Consider the following 14,703-nt stretch of genomic DNA (forward strand, 5'->3'; position numbering starts at 1 on the left):
ATCGCATCGCCCGCCGCCGGCAAGGATTGCTTTGCGGGGGCGATGCGAACCTTCCTCGAACCGCGCGAGTGCATGATGTTCGACACCCTGATGCTGAAAAGGCGCTTCGCGCCGCTGTTCTGGGCGCAGTTCTTTTCCGCCTTCAACGACAATTTTCTCAAGAACGCGCTGGTCTTCATCATCCTCTACCGGCTCGCCGGTTCGCATGGCGAAGCGCTGGTGACGCTGGCGGGCGGGCTCTTCATCCTGCCTTTCTTCCTGCTCTCCGGCATCGGCGGTCAGATGGCCGACCGCTTCGACAAGGCGATGATGGCGCAGCGCCTGAAGCTCGCCGAGATCGGTGCGGCCGGCGTCGCGGCACTCGGCTTCACGCTGCATTCCGTGCCGATGCTCTTCGTCGCGCTCTTCCTGTTCGGCGTCATCGCGGCTTTGTTCGGGCCGATCAAATACGGCATCCTGCCGGATCACCTGAAGCGTGAGGAACTGCCGGCCGGCAACGCGCTGATCGAAGGCGCGACCTTCATCGCCATCCTGCTCGGCACCATCGCCGGCGGCCTGACGGCACGCGAGGGTGGCGATGCGGCGCAACTCAGTTTGCTGATCATGGTCTTCGCGTTCGCCTGCTGGGTCGCGACTTTGTTTATCCCGAAGACCGGCCCCGCCGCGCCCGATCTCGTGATCGACCGCAACATCCTGCGCTCGACCCGCGACCTCCTCAGGGATCTCTGGGCCGATGCCCGGCTCTGGCGCACCGGCGTCATGGTCTCGCTCTTCTGGCTGATCGGCGCCGTCGTGATGGCGTTGCTGCCGGCACTGGTGAAGAACGGCATGGGCGGCACGGAAATGGTCGTCTCGGCCTATCTCGCCACCTTCGCCATCGCCATCGCCATTGGTTCGGGCATCGGCTCCTTCCTGGCGAGCGGGCGCATCGTGCTCCTGCCCGTGCCGGTGGCCGGCATCGTCATGGGCCTGTTCGCGCTCGATCTCGGCTGGGCCGTGTCCGGGGTCATTGCGCATCAGCCGGCGCAGGATATCGGCGTCTTCTTCGGCAGCTCTCCCGCCTGGCGCGTCGGCATCGACCTGGCCGGCCTCGCCATCGCCGGCGGCATCTTCATCGTGCCGTCCTTCGCAGCGACGCAGGCCTGGGCGCCGACCGAGAAGCGGGCCCGCATTGTCGCTGCCGTCAACGTGCTCTCGGCTGCCTTCATGGTCGCCGGCGCGGCGGTCGTCGCCCTGCTGCAGGCGGCTGGTCTGACGCTGAGCCATCTCTTCATGCTGATCGGCGCGCTGACCATCGCAGCCTCCGTCTGGATTTTCCGGACGCTCCCGACCAATCCGCTCAGCGATTTCCTCTCGATCCTGTTCCGCGCCTTCTACCGCGTCGAGGTCTCCGGTCGCGAGAACATCGCCAAGGCCGGCGACAACGCCATCATCGCGCTGAACCACGTCTCCTTCCTCGACGCCGCGCTGGCGCTCTCGATCCTCGACAAGGAGCCGGTCTTCGCCATCGACCATGGCATCGCCCAGCGCTGGTGGGTGAAGCCCTTCCTGAAGCTGACGCGGGCCATGCCGCTCGATCCCTCGCGTCCGCTGGCGACGCGCTCGCTGATCAACGCGGTCAAGAACGGCGAGAGCCTGGTGATTTTCCCGGAAGGGCGCCTCACCGTCACCGGCAGCCTGATGAAGGTCTATGACGGCGTCGGCATGATCGCCGAGAAATCCGGCGTTCCGATCGTGCCGGTCCGCATCGAGGGGCTGGAAGCGACGATCTTCTCGCGCCTGACCCGCGAGCAGGTCCGCCGCCGCTGGTTCCCGAAGGTGCGCGTCACCGTGCTCGACCCCGTCGCGCTGACCGTGCCCGACGAATTGAAGGGCAAGCCGCGCCGCCAGGCGGCGGGTGCCGCGCTCTACCAGATCATGTCGGACCTGATCTTCCGCACCACCGATATCGACCGCAGCGTCTTCGAGGCTGTCGCTGAGGCCGCGAAGCTCAACGGCAAGGGCCGCGTCGCGGTCGAGGACCCGATCACGGGCACGCTGACCTACAAGCGCCTGTTGATCGGCGCCGAGGTGCTCGGTCGCAAGCTGATGCCGCTCGCGGCGAAGGGTGAGGCGGTCGGCGTGATGCTGCCCAATGCCAACGGCGCGGCGGTGACGCTGCTCGGGCTGATGTCGGCGGCGCGCGTGCCGGCGATGATCAACTTCACGGCCGGTGCCGGCAATATCGCCGCCGCCTGCAAGGCGGCTGAGGTCAGGACCATCGTCACCTCCCGCGCCTTTGTCGAGAAGGGCCGGATGGGGCCGCTGATCGAGGCGCTCTCGGCGCAGGTGAAGATCGTCTATCTCGAAGACGTCCGCGCCACCGTCTCGACGGGTGATAAGCTCTCGGCGCTCTGGCGTCATGGCGAGGCGATCGAGAAGGCGAAGGGCTCGGACCGCGCCGCGATCCTGTTCACCTCGGGCTCGGAGGGCGCGCCCAAGGGCGTCGTGCTCAGCCATGCCAACATGCTGGCCAATGCGGCGCAGGCGGCGGCGCGGATCGATTTCGGCCGGCGCGACAAGGTCTTCAACGTGCTGCCGGTCTTCCACTCCTTCGGCCTGACGGCAGGTCTGATCCTGCCGCTGGTCTCGGGCGTGCCGGTCTATCTCTATCCCTCGCCGCTGCATTACCGGATGGTACCGGAACTGGTCTACGGCTCGAACGCGACGATCCTGTTCGGCACCGACACTTTCCTGACCGGCTATGCCCGCGCCGCCCACCCCTACGACCTGCGCTCGCTGCGCTACATCGTGGCCGGCGCCGAGCCGGTGAAGGACACGACGCGGCGGACCTATGCCGAGAAGTTCGGCCTGCGCATTCTCGAAGGCTATGGCGTCACCGAGACCGCGCCGGTGCTGGCGCTGAACACGCCGATGTTCAACCGCTTCGGCACGGTCGGCCGAATCATGCCGGGCATGGAAGCCAGGCTCGAACCGATGCCGGGCGTCGAGGAGGGCGGGCGGCTCCATGTCCGCGGCCCCAACATCATGCTGGGTTACCTCAAGTCGGAGAATCCCGGCGTGCTCGAACCGCCGCCCGAGGGCTGGCACGATACCGGCGACATCGTCGCGATCGACAAGGACGGTTTCGTCACCATCAAGGGCCGGGCCAAGCGCTTCGCCAAGATCGCGGGTGAGATGGTCTCGCTTGCCGCGGTCGAGGCGCTCGCCGCCGAATGCTGGCCGGGCGTGCTCTCCGGCGTCGCCAGCCTCCCCGATGCCCGCAAGGGCGAGCGGCTGGTGCTGGTGACGCAGCAAAAGGACGCGACGCGCGCGGCCTTCCAGGCCTTCGCCAAGGCCAGGGGCGCGGCGGACCTGATGATCCCGGCCGAGGTCGTGGTCGTGCCGGCCGTGCCGGTGCTCGGCTCCGGCAAGCTCGACTTCGCCGGCATCGCCAGGCTGGTCAAGGAGCGGGCAGCCGCGCCCGCCCCGGTGGTGGCCTGATGCTCGGCTTCTGGCTGAAGGCGCTGACCCGGCCGACACTGGACCTGACGCTGGCGACGGCGCCGGGCCAGCAGACCCGCATCATCGAGCGGCCGGGCCTGGTGCTGGATGATGCGGAGCTCGCCGCGCTGGTCGAGCAGTTGCGGATGGTGGCGGGCCGGACGCTGGCGCAGGGGGCGCTGACCTATGGCGTCTTCTCCGGCGAGCGCGAGCGCCTGAGCCAGAGCATCGTCACTCTGATCAGCGAGACGGCGACCGGCCGGCCGATCGCCTTCAATGCGCTGGCGCAGATGCCGCTCACGCTCGCGGGCGAGCCCGAGCAGGTCACGCATCTCGGTCTCGTCATGGTCGATCCCGAAGTGCGCGGCCGCGGCCTCTCCTGGGTGCTCTATGGCCTGACCGTGCTGGTGCTCTTCGTGCGCGGCGGCTTGAGGCCGCGCTGGATCTCCAACGTCACACAGGTGCCGGGCGTCGTCGGCATGGTCTGCGAGACCTTTTCCGAAGTCTATCCCTCGCCCGATCCCGGCAGCCGCCAGAGCTTCGCGCATCTCTCGCTCGCACGACAGATCATGCGTGATCACCGCCATGTCTTCGGCGTCGGCCCCGAGGCCGGGTTCGACGAGGGCCATTCGATCATCACCGATGCCTATACGGGCGGCTCGGACGACCTGAAGAAGAGCTTCGAACAGGCGACGCATCACCGCGAGGAGCGCTACAACGCATTCTGCCGCGAGAAGCTCGATTACGGCCGCGGCGACGACGTGCTCCAGCTCGGCCGCATGGATTTAGCCGCGGCGCGGAGCTACCTGCTCGGCCAGGTGCCACGTTCATCGCTGCCGGGACTGCTCGGCGCTTCGGCCTTCCTGCTGGTGCAGCGCCTCCTGCTGCCGCTGGTGCATTGGCTCGACGATAGCCGCCGTTTCGGTACGCTGCGTCCGCGCACGGCAAGGACGAAACCATGATCCCCGGCTTCAGCTACGAGCTCTTCGCCACCCGCAATATCGGTTTCGTCTCGGAGGCCGAGCAAGCGCGGCTGCGGCAGGCGACGATCTTCGTCTGCGGGGTCGGCGGCATGGGCGGGGCGGCCTTCATGGCTCTGGTCCGAGCTGGGGTCGGCCGCTTCGTCATCGCCGATATCGACGTCTTCGAGATATCGAACCTAAACCGGCAGGTCTTCGCCAATGCCGGCACGATCGGCCGGCCGAAGGCGGAAGCTGCGGCCGAGGCTGCGCGCGCGATCAACCCGGAAATCGAGATCGAGGTGCTTGGCGCCGAATGGGTCGAGCGCCTGCCGGAGATCGCCCGTCGCTGTCCGGTGATCGTCAACGGCATGGACGACATCGCCGCGGGCCTGCATCTCTATCGCACGGCCAAGACAGCTGGCGCGACCGTGATCGATGCCTATATGGCGCCGTTGCCTTCGGTGATCGTGGTGCGCCCAGATGATCCCCGTCCCGAGGAGCGACTGGGCTTCCCGACGGTCGGAAAGGACTGGCGGGCGCTGTCGGAGGACGACAAGCGTGCTGCCATGCTCTGCGAGGTCACGCATGTCATGCTGCATTCGTGCTCGCGCCATCATGTCGATCTGGCGATTGCCGGCGAGGTCGCAGCCGGCCGGCGCAGCCGCATGTCCTTCGCGCCGATGGTGATCACGACGGGCATGATGATGGCCTATGAGGCGATCGCGCTGACGTTGGGTCGGAAAACTGGAACCGATTGCCGCGGCTGGTTCTTCAATCCCTATCGGCCGGCGGTCGAGCGGCCCTGGCCGGCGCCGATTGCGGCGCTGCTGAAGCCCTTCGTGGCGCGGGCTTTGACGAAAATGGTGGCCGGGCCATGACCGGCGGCTTCGCCAATCCCGGCCTTGTCGCGGATTCGATCGTCGATCTCTGTGGCGCGCTCGGGCTTGCCGTCGCGATGATGAGCTTGCGCCGCCGTGATCCGCGCGGCGCGCTGGCGCGGCGCTTCCTCGTCGCGATGGGGCTGGTCGCCGCGCTCTTCCTCCTGCGCGCGCTCGGCTGGTGGAGCGGCAGCGTGTTGCTCAGCCGGCTGGCGCTGGCCTGTGCCGCGCTGTTCCCGCTCGGAGCCTTGATCGTCACCGAGGGCATGCTGCGCCGGCATGCCCCGCGTCCCGGTAAGATCGCGGTGCTTGCCGGATCGCTCCTGCTGGTTCTCGCCGGTCTCCTCGGCTTCGACGAGCCGGGCCGGGCCTATGATCTGGCGCTGGCGGGCTTCCAGCTCCTGACGATTGCCTTCTGCGGGCTCCTGCTGTTCCGGCGGGATCAGGCCTCGCTGACCGTGTCCGAGAACACCAGCGTCTGGCGACTTGGGCTTTGCGCCTTCCTGATCCTGCCCTTCGCGCTCAGCGATTTTCGCGAGTTGCTGCCGGGTCTGCCGGTGAGGCTCGGCGGCGTCGGCGCCTTGCTGCTGGTCTCGATCCTGCTGGTGACCGGCGGGGCCGCTCCGGCCCGGCGGCAGCGCTTCGCGATGCTCAGCCTGCGCGTCGCGGCTGCGCTGCTCCTGGGTTTCGCGACGGCGCTCGTCACGCCCGATGCCGGCTTCGCCCATGCCGCGCGGCTCTGTGCCGTCGCACTCGCCGGGGTGCTCGCCATCGCGCTAGCCGTCGATGCGCTGTCGAGCGCTTTCGATGCGGAAGCGCCCGGAATCCTCGATTCCCTTGCTCGGTCGCGGGCGCAGACACGAGAGGCCTTGATCGCCCAGCTCGCCACGCACCCCTTGTTCGGCAGCGCGCGCCGGCTCGATGAAGCGGCGCTCGCCGATTACGACCCCGCCATCCTGCGGCCGGCCCTGCACGGCATTGGCGTGCTGCACGCCTCCGGGCGCGGCTGGCCCTGGCCGGCGACCGATCCGGCTGCCGAGCGGCTTGCTGCACTGATGGCCTCCCATGCCGCGAGCCATCTGCTCGTGCTCGGCGAAGCGCCGCTCGACCTCTTGCTGGTGACCGTGCCGGTGGTCTCCGCTGATCCGGCGACCGAGACGGCGCTGGCGCTGGTGCGCCGCCTGCTGGCAACGGCGCCGAGCGAGACAACCGCATGATCGAGATCTGCAGCAACGACCGCAAGGCGGCCTTCGCCGTCACCGCCGATGTCTATCCGCCCGACAGCGGCTACGTTCCGCCGATGTGGTCCGATTTCGACCGCATGCTCGACCCTGCCAGGAATCCGCTGGTGACGCAGGGCCATGGCCGCTTCGAGCTGTTCACCGCGTTGCGCGACGGCCGGCCGCTCGGCCGCATCGTCGCGACGATCCACGACGCCTCCAATGCCCGGCACGGCACGAGGCGTGCGCAGTTCGGCTATTTCGACTGCGCCGACGATTCCGAGATCGCTGCGGCTTTGCTCGGCGCAGCGGAAGGTTGGGCGCGCGAGCGCGGCATGGGCGAACTCGTCGGCAACTTCAATCTGACGGCGATGCAGCAAGCCGGTGTCGTCACCGGCGGCTTCGACAACGCGCCCTTCACCGACATGCTCTGGAGCCCGCCGTATATCGCGCGCCTGCTCGAAGCGAATGGCTACGCGCCGACCTTTCCGATGACGACCTTCCGGATCGATCTCGCCGATATCGATCCGCGCGGGCTGCTCGGGCCGAAGCAGCAGGCGATCCTCGCCGATCCCGATTATCGCTGGATGCCGATTGACCGCCGCCATTTCGCCGAGAGGCTTGAGGATTCCCGGCTCATCCTCAATGACGGCTTCGACGCCAATCCGATGTTCGTGCCGCCCACGGCCGAGGAATATCGCTTCCAGGCCGGCGACATGATGTGGGTGATCGACAAGCGCATCTCGACCGTCGTCCACCACAAGGGCGAGCCGGTCGGTGCGATCATCGCTATCCCCGATCTCAACCCGCTGGTGAAGGCCACGGGCGGGCGGATGGGTCTGAGCTTTCCCTTCCGCTTCCTGCAGCATCGCTGGACCAACCGGCGCGCGGTCATCGTCTACCAATCGGTCAATCGCGCCTTCCATAATCGCGGTCTCAACGGCGCGATGCTGTTCAAGGTCGCGAGCGCGCTCAAGGCCGCCGGCTATACCGAGCTCGGCGGCACCTGGATCGCCGACGTCAACGGACCGAGCTTGCGCCAGGCCGAGAAGGCCGGTGCCAAACCGCTGCATCGGCTGCATCTCTTCGCCAAGCCTCTGCGAGATTGAGCGATGCTCGATAGCGATCTCTTCCGGACGTTGATCGCCGAGGCGAGCCTGGCGCCGAGCGTCCACAACATCCAGCCGACGCGCTGGCGCCTGCTCGCGGCCGACACGGTGCTCGTGCTGGAGGATGGCGAGAGGCGCCTGCCGGCTGCGGACCCGACCGGCCATGATGTCCGGCTTTCGCATGGCGCGGCGATCGAAGGATTGTCGCTGGCCTGTGGCGGATACGGCCTTCGGATCGCGCGTATGGAGCTGGGCGATGACTCGGATGAGGTCTCGGGGCTGCGCGTGATCGCCCGTCTGACGCTTGGCCCCGGCGGGGCGGTGGACTCGCTCGCCTCGGCTGTCGCAGGCCGATGCTCCTGGCGCGGTCGCTTTCTGCCGGCTGCAGGCGAACTCCAGGAAGCCCTTCAAAGGCTTGCCGCCGCGCCCGATCTCCTCGTCGTCCCGGCAGGCTCTGCCGTGGTGGAGATCGCGGAGCTGGCGGACCGCGCCGGCTTCCATTTCCTGTGTGAAGATGCGCATCGGCGTGAGTTGATCGCCTGGATGCGGTTGTCACGCCACGATCCGCGCTATGGCCGCGACGGCCTCAATGCGGAGGCGATGGCGCTGGGCAGCGTCGAGGCGATGGGAGCATCCCTCGTGCTCGGGCCCTTGTTCCCGCTGCTGAAACGCCTCGGTCTTGCCGAACCGCTGACGCGGGAGCGTTCCAAGAAGGCATCGGGCGCGATCGCGCTGTTTCACCGGCCGCTGGGCGAGGACCCGCTGGAGACGGGCCGTGCCTTCTACCGGGCCTGGCTCTCGATGGAAGCGCAGGGGCTCGGTGCCTGCCCGATCTCGGTGCTTGCCGACTGGCCGGTCAGCAATGCCGCCCTCGTCGCGCGCCATCCGTTGCCGGCCGGGCGCAGGCTCGTCAACGTCTTCCGGCTGGGTCGGGTGCCGCCGGACGCCGCTTCGCAGCGTGCGCGATTGCCCATCACCGAGCTGATTGTCTGACCGCGGCGGGCTCAATCCCGCTTGCGCCAGGCCCGGAAGCGGTTGAGCGCACGGACGCACCAGAGCGCGAAGCGCGCCATCGGCCGCTGCAGGAACGGCACGTCGGCTGCGAGCAGGAGCAGGCCGAGCGGCAGCATCCACAGCCCCAGCAACGGCAGGAACGAGAATACGCCTCCGGCGATGAGGGCGATGCCGGCAGGGATGCGGACCAGCCGCGAGCGGGGATGGCGCAACCATCTCAGGGCCGCCGCCATCCGGGTCGGCAATTCCTGCTCGATATGCCGGAAGGCACGACGCAGTTCCTGTTTGGCCGATAAAGCTTGCATGACCTCGTATTCATCGCGCCGCGGAGCTGAGGCGCGGCTTTGCAGGAAGCAGCTACCGGACGACTTGGCCGTGCCTGCGTCCATTCCGGGGCGTGCGGCATGAGCAATCGTCGCCCAGAGCGGCTGGTCGTCGGAGCGTGCATTGGCGCGATGCCGTTCGGCAATGACGCCCGAGCCCGCTCGTCCGGTCGGCCCTGCGATAGAGCCTGGTAGGGGACGGTTCGTACGGACGCAAAGTATTGGCACCGGAGCCGATGGCCGGCCCCGCACCCGGAATCCCGCCCTGGCTCGAATGCAATCGGATATCCGGAACATGGTCGGTGATCGACGGTGGCCCCAGGCCTTGCCGCGGCCCGCCCGGATACAAGGGGCCATTGCCGGGCGTCGCGTCGAACTGGGCATGGGCGGGCAGCGAGAGCAGCATGGCCAGCAGAGCCGCCATCGCAGCGATAAGATTGCGCATCGTGCCGTGCCGGTTCTCCCGCATCGATCCACTCTACCAGCGTTCCGGCCGATCTTCCACCGCCTCCGACCGGACGACGGTCAGGATCGAAGGGCGCTGCGGCGCTAGCCTGGCCCTTTGATGGCGTTGAGAGCATGAACCTCTAATAGACATCAGCCTGATAGCGGCCGGCCTTCCGCAGCGCGGCGACATAGGCGATCGCGTCCTCGGCGGAGCGCCCGCCATGCGTCACGACGACGTCGACCAAGGCCCGCTCGACATCCCGGGCCATCCGCTTGGCATCGCCACAGACGTAGAAATGCGCGCCTTGCTCGAGCCATGACCAGAGTTCGCTGCCGCGCTCGCGCATGCGATCCTGAACATAGATTTTCTCGCCATCGCGCGACCAGGCGAGCGTCAGGTTGGAGAGGAATCCCGCATCCTTCATCGCCTGCAGCTCATCTTCATAGAAGAAATCGCAGGCCCGGCGCTGGTGGCCGAAGAACAGCCAGTTGCGGCCGGGCGCCCTGGTCGCCTGCCGCTCGTGCAGGAAGGCGCGGAACGGCGCGACGCCCGTGCCCGGGCCGCACATGATCACCGGCGTCGCCGGATCGGCCGGCAGGCCGAAGCCGTGGGCGCGCTGGACATAGATCGGCACCTTGTCACCGGCGCGCACGCGCTCGGCGAGGAAGGTCGAGGCGACGCCCCAGCGCGGACGCGAGCCGACCTTGTAACGCACCGCATCGACCGTCAGCGAGATCCGGCCGGGGGTCGCGTTGTAGGAGGAGGAGATCGAATAGAGCCGCGGCTGGAGCGGATCGAGCGCCTCGACGAAGGCCTCGGCCGAAAGCCGTGCCTGGGAGAACTTGTGCAGCGCCCCGAGCACGTCGAGCCGGTCGAGATCGCCATCGGGATCCTCACCGGCAGCGAGGCGCCTGGCCTTGGCCCGGGCCTCCCCGCCGGTGACATAGGAGATGAGCTGGAACAGGGCATCGGGCGCGGGACCGAGCGCGCAATCCTCCATGAGCTTCTGGCGCAGGGGCTTGTCGCCGATCTCTGCATCCGGCCGCGCGCCTAGGAGGGCGATCACGGCATCGGCCAGACGGGCATCGTTCTGCGCGAGGATGCCGAAGGCATCGCCGACGACGTAATCGAGGCCGCATTCCGAGAGGTCGAACTCGACATGCCAGGTCTCCTTCTCGGAGCCTTCGCCGTTGAGTTTGCGGCGCGAGAGGAAGGTCGCGAGTGCCGGGTTCTCGCGGCAGCGCCCTTTCGGCCCGGGCTCTGCCGCCGGCGCAGGATCGATGGGAGCGCTCGCGGCGGCAGCGGCGGGCACCTCCATCAGCGCCTTGACCTGGCGAAGTGTCTCCTTGCCGCCCGGTGCGCAGAGATTGAGCCGGCTTTCGGCGCCGGACGCGATGGCGGCGGAGTAGCTTTCGCAGACATAGCCGCATTGCCCGCAATCCTGCTGGGCCATGACGGCGTAGAGCTTGCGCGGCAGCGGCCTGCCTTCGGCCAGCTTGATGCGCTCGGTCATCTCCAGCGACGGGTCGTGCCAGGGCGCGCCATCCTCGGCCTCGGCCAGGACGGCAGCATTCTCGGTTGGTGACAGCGCGGTCACGCCGGCATTGTCGAGCGACAGCAGCCCGGCGAAGAAGCCGTTCAGCCAGGAGCGCTGCTCCTCGCTGAAGGGCGCGGTTTCCGGCAGGACCTGGACGATCGGGCTCGGGCTCTGGACGGTCATGCCGCATCCCCGATCTGCTCGACCATGGCTTGCAGTGCCGCGATCTCGTGGCGGCGGGCGAAGGCGACGAAGCTTTCGTCGGGTGCGGCGCGATGTGCCTGCCAGCTCCGCAGGATCGCCTCGACCAGGGCTGGCGCATCCTGTGCCTTCACATTGGTCCGGAACTCCCGGCCCATCCCACCCTCGACGCCGAAGCCGCCGCCGACGAAGACATGGTAGCCGGGCACGGTGTCGCCCTCGTCATTGACCGGAACCTTGACGCCGATCAGCCCGAGATCGCCGATATAGTGCTGGGCGCAGGAGTTGTGGCAGCCGGTCAGGTGGATATTGACGGCCGTGTCGAGCGTGATGCGCGGGTCGCAATGAGCGGCGATGGCGAGCGCATCCTCCTTGGTATGGGCGCCGGCGAACTTGCAGCCGGTCGCGCCGGTGCAGGCGATCAGCCCGGCGCGCAGAACCAAGGTCTCGGCGGAGAGGCCGATGGCCTGCAGATGGGCGAGCACGTCCTCGATCTTCGCATCGGGCACGCCGGAGATCAGCAGGTTCTGCCAGACGGTGAGGCGGATATCGCCATCACCACATCCTTGCGCGATCGACGCGATGACGCGCATCTGCTGGACCGTGAGCTTGCCGACCGGCAGCGCCACGCCGATCCAGTTCAGGCCGGCCTGGGTCTGCGCGTGGACGCCGATATGGGCGAGGCGGTCATAAGAAGGGCGTGGCTTGACGAAGGCGCCATCGAGCCGGATCAGCCGGCGGCCGAGCTTCTCCTCGACGGCGGCGAGAAATGTGTCGAAGCCCCAGGCATCGAGCACGTATTTGAGGCGGGACTTGTTGCGGTCCGTGCGGTTTCCGTTGGCGATGAAGACGCGAATGATCGCATCGGCGATCGCGATCGCGTCGGATGGGGCGACGATGACGCCCGTGTCGCGCGCAAGGTCCTTGTGGCCGGTGATGCCGCCGAGCGCGAGGCGATACCAGATGCCGGGCGCGACCGGCCGCTCCTCGAACGCGGCCCCGTCCATGACCTCGATGGCCTGGAAGCCGATATCGTTGGTGTCCTCCAGTGTCGCGACCGAGCCGGCACCGTCGAAGGCGACGTTGAACTTGCGCGGCAGCCCGTAGAGCGAGCGGTCGTTCAGGATGTGATGGTGCCAGGCGCGGGCATGCGGACGGGTGTCGAGCAGTTCGAGCGGGTCGATACCGGCGGTCGCCGATCCCGTGACGTTGCGGATGTTGTCGGCGCCCGAGCCCTTGGCGGTGAGGCCGAGATCGGCGAGCCCTTCCAGCAGAAGCGGTGCATTCTCGGCGGCGATCTCGCGGATCTGGAGATTGGCGCGGGTGGTGACATGGCTGTAGCAGCCGCCGAAGTGCTCCGCGAGATCGGCGACGCCGGCGAACTGCCAGGCCTTGAGGATGCCGTTGGGGATGCGCAGCCGGCACATATAGCTGTTCTGTGCCGGTGCCACGTAGAACAGGCCGTGATAGCGCCAGCGGAAATTGTCTTCGGGCTTGGGATAGGTGCCGGCCCCTGCCTGCTCCTTGAACCGGGCATAAGCGTCGAAAGGGTGCTCGGCGGCCTTCCATTTCTCCTGATCGACGAGCTTGCCGCCAGCGGCAATCGTTCTCGCCTGTGCTTCGGCATGCTCCCTGTCGGGACCGCCTGGCGTGGCTGAAGCGCTGCCTGAGGCACCGCCGAGCGGGCTCAGGCCCCGCGCTGTGCGGGCCGATTGCATGCCGCTGACGAAGCCTTCGAGATAGCGCTTCTGGTCGGGTGTGAAATCGTCGCTCATGGCCGTCGCCGTCACGCTGCCTCGACGAAGCGATGGCGCTCGTAGAGGAATTTCAGCACCGCCTCGCGCGCGGCGATGTAGTGCCGGTCCGAGACCAGCTCGAGCCGCTGGCGCGGGCGGGCGAGGCGCACCTCCAGCACCTCGCCGATGCGGGCGGAGGGGCCGTTGGTCAGCATCACGATCCGGTCCGAGAGCAGCACCGCCTCGTCGACGTCATGCGTGATCATGATCATGGTGTTGCCGAGCGCCGCATGGATCTGCATCACCGAGTCCTGCAGATGCGCGCGGGTCAGTGCGTCGAGCGCCCCGAAAGGCTCGTCGAGCAGCAGGATCTTCGGCTCCATGGCGAGACCACGCGCGATGCCGACGCGCTGCTTCATGCCGCCGGAGATCTCGGCAGGCCGCTTGTCCCTGGCATGCCCCATCTGGACGAGGTCAAGATTGTGCATGATCCAGTCATGCCGCTCGGCCCTGCTCCTGGTCCGGCCGAACACCTTGTTCACGGCGAGCGCGACATTGTCGTAGACGGTGAGCCAGGGCAGCAACGAGTGGTTCTGGAAGACCACGGCGCGGTCCGGCCCCGGCGCGTTGACCTCCTTGCCCTCGAGCAGGATGCCGCCGGTCGTCGCGGGGGTGAGCCCGGCGACAATGTTGAGCAGGGTCGACTTGCCGCAGCCGGAATGACCGATGATCGAGACGAACTCGCCCTTGTCGATGACGAGGCTGATGTCCTTGAGCACTTCCGTGGTCGCGGCGCCGCGCTGGAAGCGTTTGTCGACATGGTCGATCTTCAGATAGCTCATCGCGTCGTCCCCTCAGTTGGTCGCGGTGCCGCGGGTGACGACATGGCCGACGAGGGCGACGAGGCGGTCGAGCAGGAAGCCGACCACGCCGATATAGACCAGCGCCACGATGATGTCGGAGAGGCGGGACGAGTTCCACGCATCCCAGATGAAGAAGCCGATGCCGACACCGCCGGTCAGCATCTCCGCCGCGACGATGGCAAGCCATGACAGGCCGACGCCGATCCTCAAGCCCGTGAAGATGTAGGGCGCGGCCGATGGCACCATGATCTTGAAGAAGAACTCGATCTGGTTCAGCCGCAGTACCTGCGCGACGTTGCGGTAATCCTGCGGGATGTTGCGGATGCCAACCGCCGTGTTGATGATCACCGGCCAGATCGCGGTGATGAAGATCACGAAGATCGCCGAGGGCTGGCTGTCGCGGAAGGCGGCGAGCGAGAGCGGCAGCCAGGCGAGCGGCGGCACGGTGCGCAGCACCTGAAAGATCGGGTCGAGTCCGCGCGTCGCCCAGACCGACTGGCCGACGAGCGCTCCGAGCAGCACGCCGACGACGGCGGCCAGGCTGAAGCCGATGGCGACGCGCTGTAGCGAGACGAGGATGCGCCAGCCCAGCCCGATATCCTGCGAGCCCGCCCAGTAGAACGGCTCGACGATCAGGTCCTTCGCCTCCTCCCAGATTTTGCTCGGCGTCGGAAGCGAGGATTGCGGGCCGGAGGCGGCGAGCTGCCAGAACAGCAGGATCAGCGCGATCGTGATCAATGGCGGCAGCAGGTTGGCAAGCGCGCCTTTCGCAAGGGGAGCCAGCCGGGCCGCGAAGGACTTCGCGGGTCCGGCCGGTAGGGGCAGAATCGCGGGCGGTTTTCCCGGGAGCGTGACGACCGTCGAGCCGGCAGCCGCGCCTTTCAAGACAGGCAGACCCATGTTCCAGTCTCTCCTCTGATCGCGCTCTT

11 protein-coding genes are annotated in these 14,703 nt (G+C 67.6%); 6 read left to right on the plus strand and 5 right to left on the minus strand.

Translation table 11 applies throughout. The features are described from left to right. Positions 1-75: 75 nt before the first annotated feature. The 6 genes from FHT98_RS15035 to FHT98_RS15060 are packed head-to-tail and all read left to right on the plus strand — an operon-like array spanning position 76 to position 8,645. Positions 76-3,483 carry an acyl-[ACP]--phospholipid O-acyltransferase gene (locus FHT98_RS15035; protein WP_142115775.1) on the plus strand — a complete coding sequence of 1,136 codons (3,408 nt, stop codon included), beginning with the start codon at positions 76-78 and terminating at the stop codon, positions 3,481-3,483. After that, on the plus strand, positions 3,483-4,445 hold the full coding sequence (locus tag FHT98_RS15040; RefSeq protein ID WP_142114525.1) for a hypothetical protein: 963 nt from the start codon (positions 3,483-3,485) through the stop codon (positions 4,443-4,445). The genes FHT98_RS15035 and FHT98_RS15040 overlap by 1 nt, the downstream gene beginning before the upstream one ends. Next, positions 4,442-5,323: a ThiF family adenylyltransferase gene (locus FHT98_RS15045; RefSeq protein ID WP_142114526.1), complete on the plus strand. Its 882-nt coding sequence runs from the start codon at positions 4,442-4,444 to the stop codon at positions 5,321-5,323. The genes FHT98_RS15040 and FHT98_RS15045 overlap by 4 nt, the downstream gene beginning before the upstream one ends. After that, positions 5,320-6,540 carry a hypothetical protein gene (locus FHT98_RS15050; protein ID WP_142114527.1) on the plus strand — a complete coding sequence of 407 codons (1,221 nt, stop codon included), beginning with the start codon at positions 5,320-5,322 and terminating at the stop codon, positions 6,538-6,540. Before FHT98_RS15045 ends, FHT98_RS15050 begins: the two co-directional genes overlap by 4 nt. Beyond that, positions 6,537-7,652, plus strand: coding sequence for a GNAT family N-acetyltransferase (locus FHT98_RS15055; protein WP_142114528.1), 1,116 nt, complete (start codon positions 6,537-6,539; stop codon positions 7,650-7,652). Before FHT98_RS15050 ends, FHT98_RS15055 begins: the two co-directional genes overlap by 4 nt. Before the next feature lie 3 nt (positions 7,653-7,655). Further along, positions 7,656-8,645, plus strand: a complete 990-nt coding sequence (locus FHT98_RS15060; RefSeq protein ID WP_248309231.1) for a nitroreductase family protein — start codon at positions 7,656-7,658, stop codon at positions 8,643-8,645. Between the two features lie 11 nt (positions 8,646-8,656). On the opposite strand, the gene FHT98_RS15065 is transcribed toward FHT98_RS15060, so the two are convergent. The 5 genes from FHT98_RS15065 to ntrB all read right to left on the minus strand — a co-directional run bounded on the left by FHT98_RS15065 (position 8,657) and on the right by ntrB (position 14,674). Then, positions 8,657-8,971: a hypothetical protein gene (locus tag FHT98_RS15065; RefSeq protein ID WP_061966453.1), complete on the minus strand. Its 315-nt coding sequence runs from the start codon at positions 8,969-8,971 to the stop codon at positions 8,657-8,659. 605 nt (positions 8,972-9,576) lie between these two features. Then, positions 9,577-11,157, minus strand: a complete 1,581-nt coding sequence (locus FHT98_RS15070) for a sulfite reductase subunit alpha (RefSeq protein ID WP_142114529.1) — start codon at positions 11,155-11,157, stop codon at positions 9,577-9,579. Continuing rightward, positions 11,154-12,950, minus strand: a complete 1,797-nt coding sequence (locus tag FHT98_RS15075) for a NirA family protein (RefSeq protein ID WP_142114530.1) — start codon at positions 12,948-12,950, stop codon at positions 11,154-11,156. Before FHT98_RS15075 ends, FHT98_RS15070 begins: the two co-directional genes overlap by 4 nt. Before the next feature lie 11 nt (positions 12,951-12,961). Next, on the minus strand, positions 12,962-13,753 hold the full coding sequence (locus FHT98_RS15080) for an ABC transporter ATP-binding protein (RefSeq protein ID WP_142114531.1): 792 nt from the start codon (positions 13,751-13,753) through the stop codon (positions 12,962-12,964). A 12-nt stretch (positions 13,754-13,765) separates the two neighbouring features. After that, a complete protein-coding gene (gene ntrB, locus FHT98_RS15085) occupies positions 13,766-14,674 on the minus strand; it encodes a nitrate ABC transporter permease (protein ID WP_142114532.1) in 909 nt (302 codons plus the stop codon). Between the last annotated feature and the right edge of the window lie 29 nt (positions 14,675-14,703).

The sequence above is a fragment of the Allobosea sp. AK1 genome (genome assembly GCF_006714945.1).
Lineage (GTDB): Bacteria > Pseudomonadota > Alphaproteobacteria > Rhizobiales > Beijerinckiaceae > Allobosea > Allobosea robiniae.

What these genes read in the sequence shown, in the direction of transcription:
- ntrB (WP_142114532.1), bottom strand. Translation starts at nt 14,674, where the DNA reads ATGGGTCTGCCTGTCTTGAAAGGCGCGGCTGCCGGCTCGACGGTCGTC.
- FHT98_RS15070 (WP_142114529.1), bottom strand. Translation starts at nt 11,157, where the DNA reads ATGACCGTCCAGAGCCCGAGCCCGATCGTCCAGGTCCTGCCGGAAACC.
- FHT98_RS15075 (WP_142114530.1), bottom strand. Translation starts at nt 12,950, where the DNA reads ATGAGCGACGATTTCACACCCGACCAGAAGCGCTATCTCGAAGGCTTC.
- FHT98_RS15080 (WP_142114531.1), bottom strand. Translation starts at nt 13,753, where the DNA reads ATGAGCTATCTGAAGATCGACCATGTCGACAAACGCTTCCAGCGCGGC.
- FHT98_RS15040 (WP_142114525.1), top strand. Translation starts at nt 3,483, where the DNA reads ATGCTCGGCTTCTGGCTGAAGGCGCTGACCCGGCCGACACTGGACCTG.
- FHT98_RS15060 (WP_248309231.1), top strand. Translation starts at nt 7,656, where the DNA reads ATGCTCGATAGCGATCTCTTCCGGACGTTGATCGCCGAGGCGAGCCTG.
- FHT98_RS15050 (WP_142114527.1), top strand. Translation starts at nt 5,320, where the DNA reads ATGACCGGCGGCTTCGCCAATCCCGGCCTTGTCGCGGATTCGATCGTC.
- FHT98_RS15055 (WP_142114528.1), top strand. Translation starts at nt 6,537, where the DNA reads ATGATCGAGATCTGCAGCAACGACCGCAAGGCGGCCTTCGCCGTCACC.
- FHT98_RS15045 (WP_142114526.1), top strand. Translation starts at nt 4,442, where the DNA reads ATGATCCCCGGCTTCAGCTACGAGCTCTTCGCCACCCGCAATATCGGT.
- FHT98_RS15035 (WP_142115775.1), top strand. Translation starts at nt 76, where the DNA reads ATGTTCGACACCCTGATGCTGAAAAGGCGCTTCGCGCCGCTGTTCTGG.
- FHT98_RS15065 (WP_061966453.1), bottom strand. Translation starts at nt 8,971, where the DNA reads ATGCAAGCTTTATCGGCCAAACAGGAACTGCGTCGTGCCTTCCGGCAT.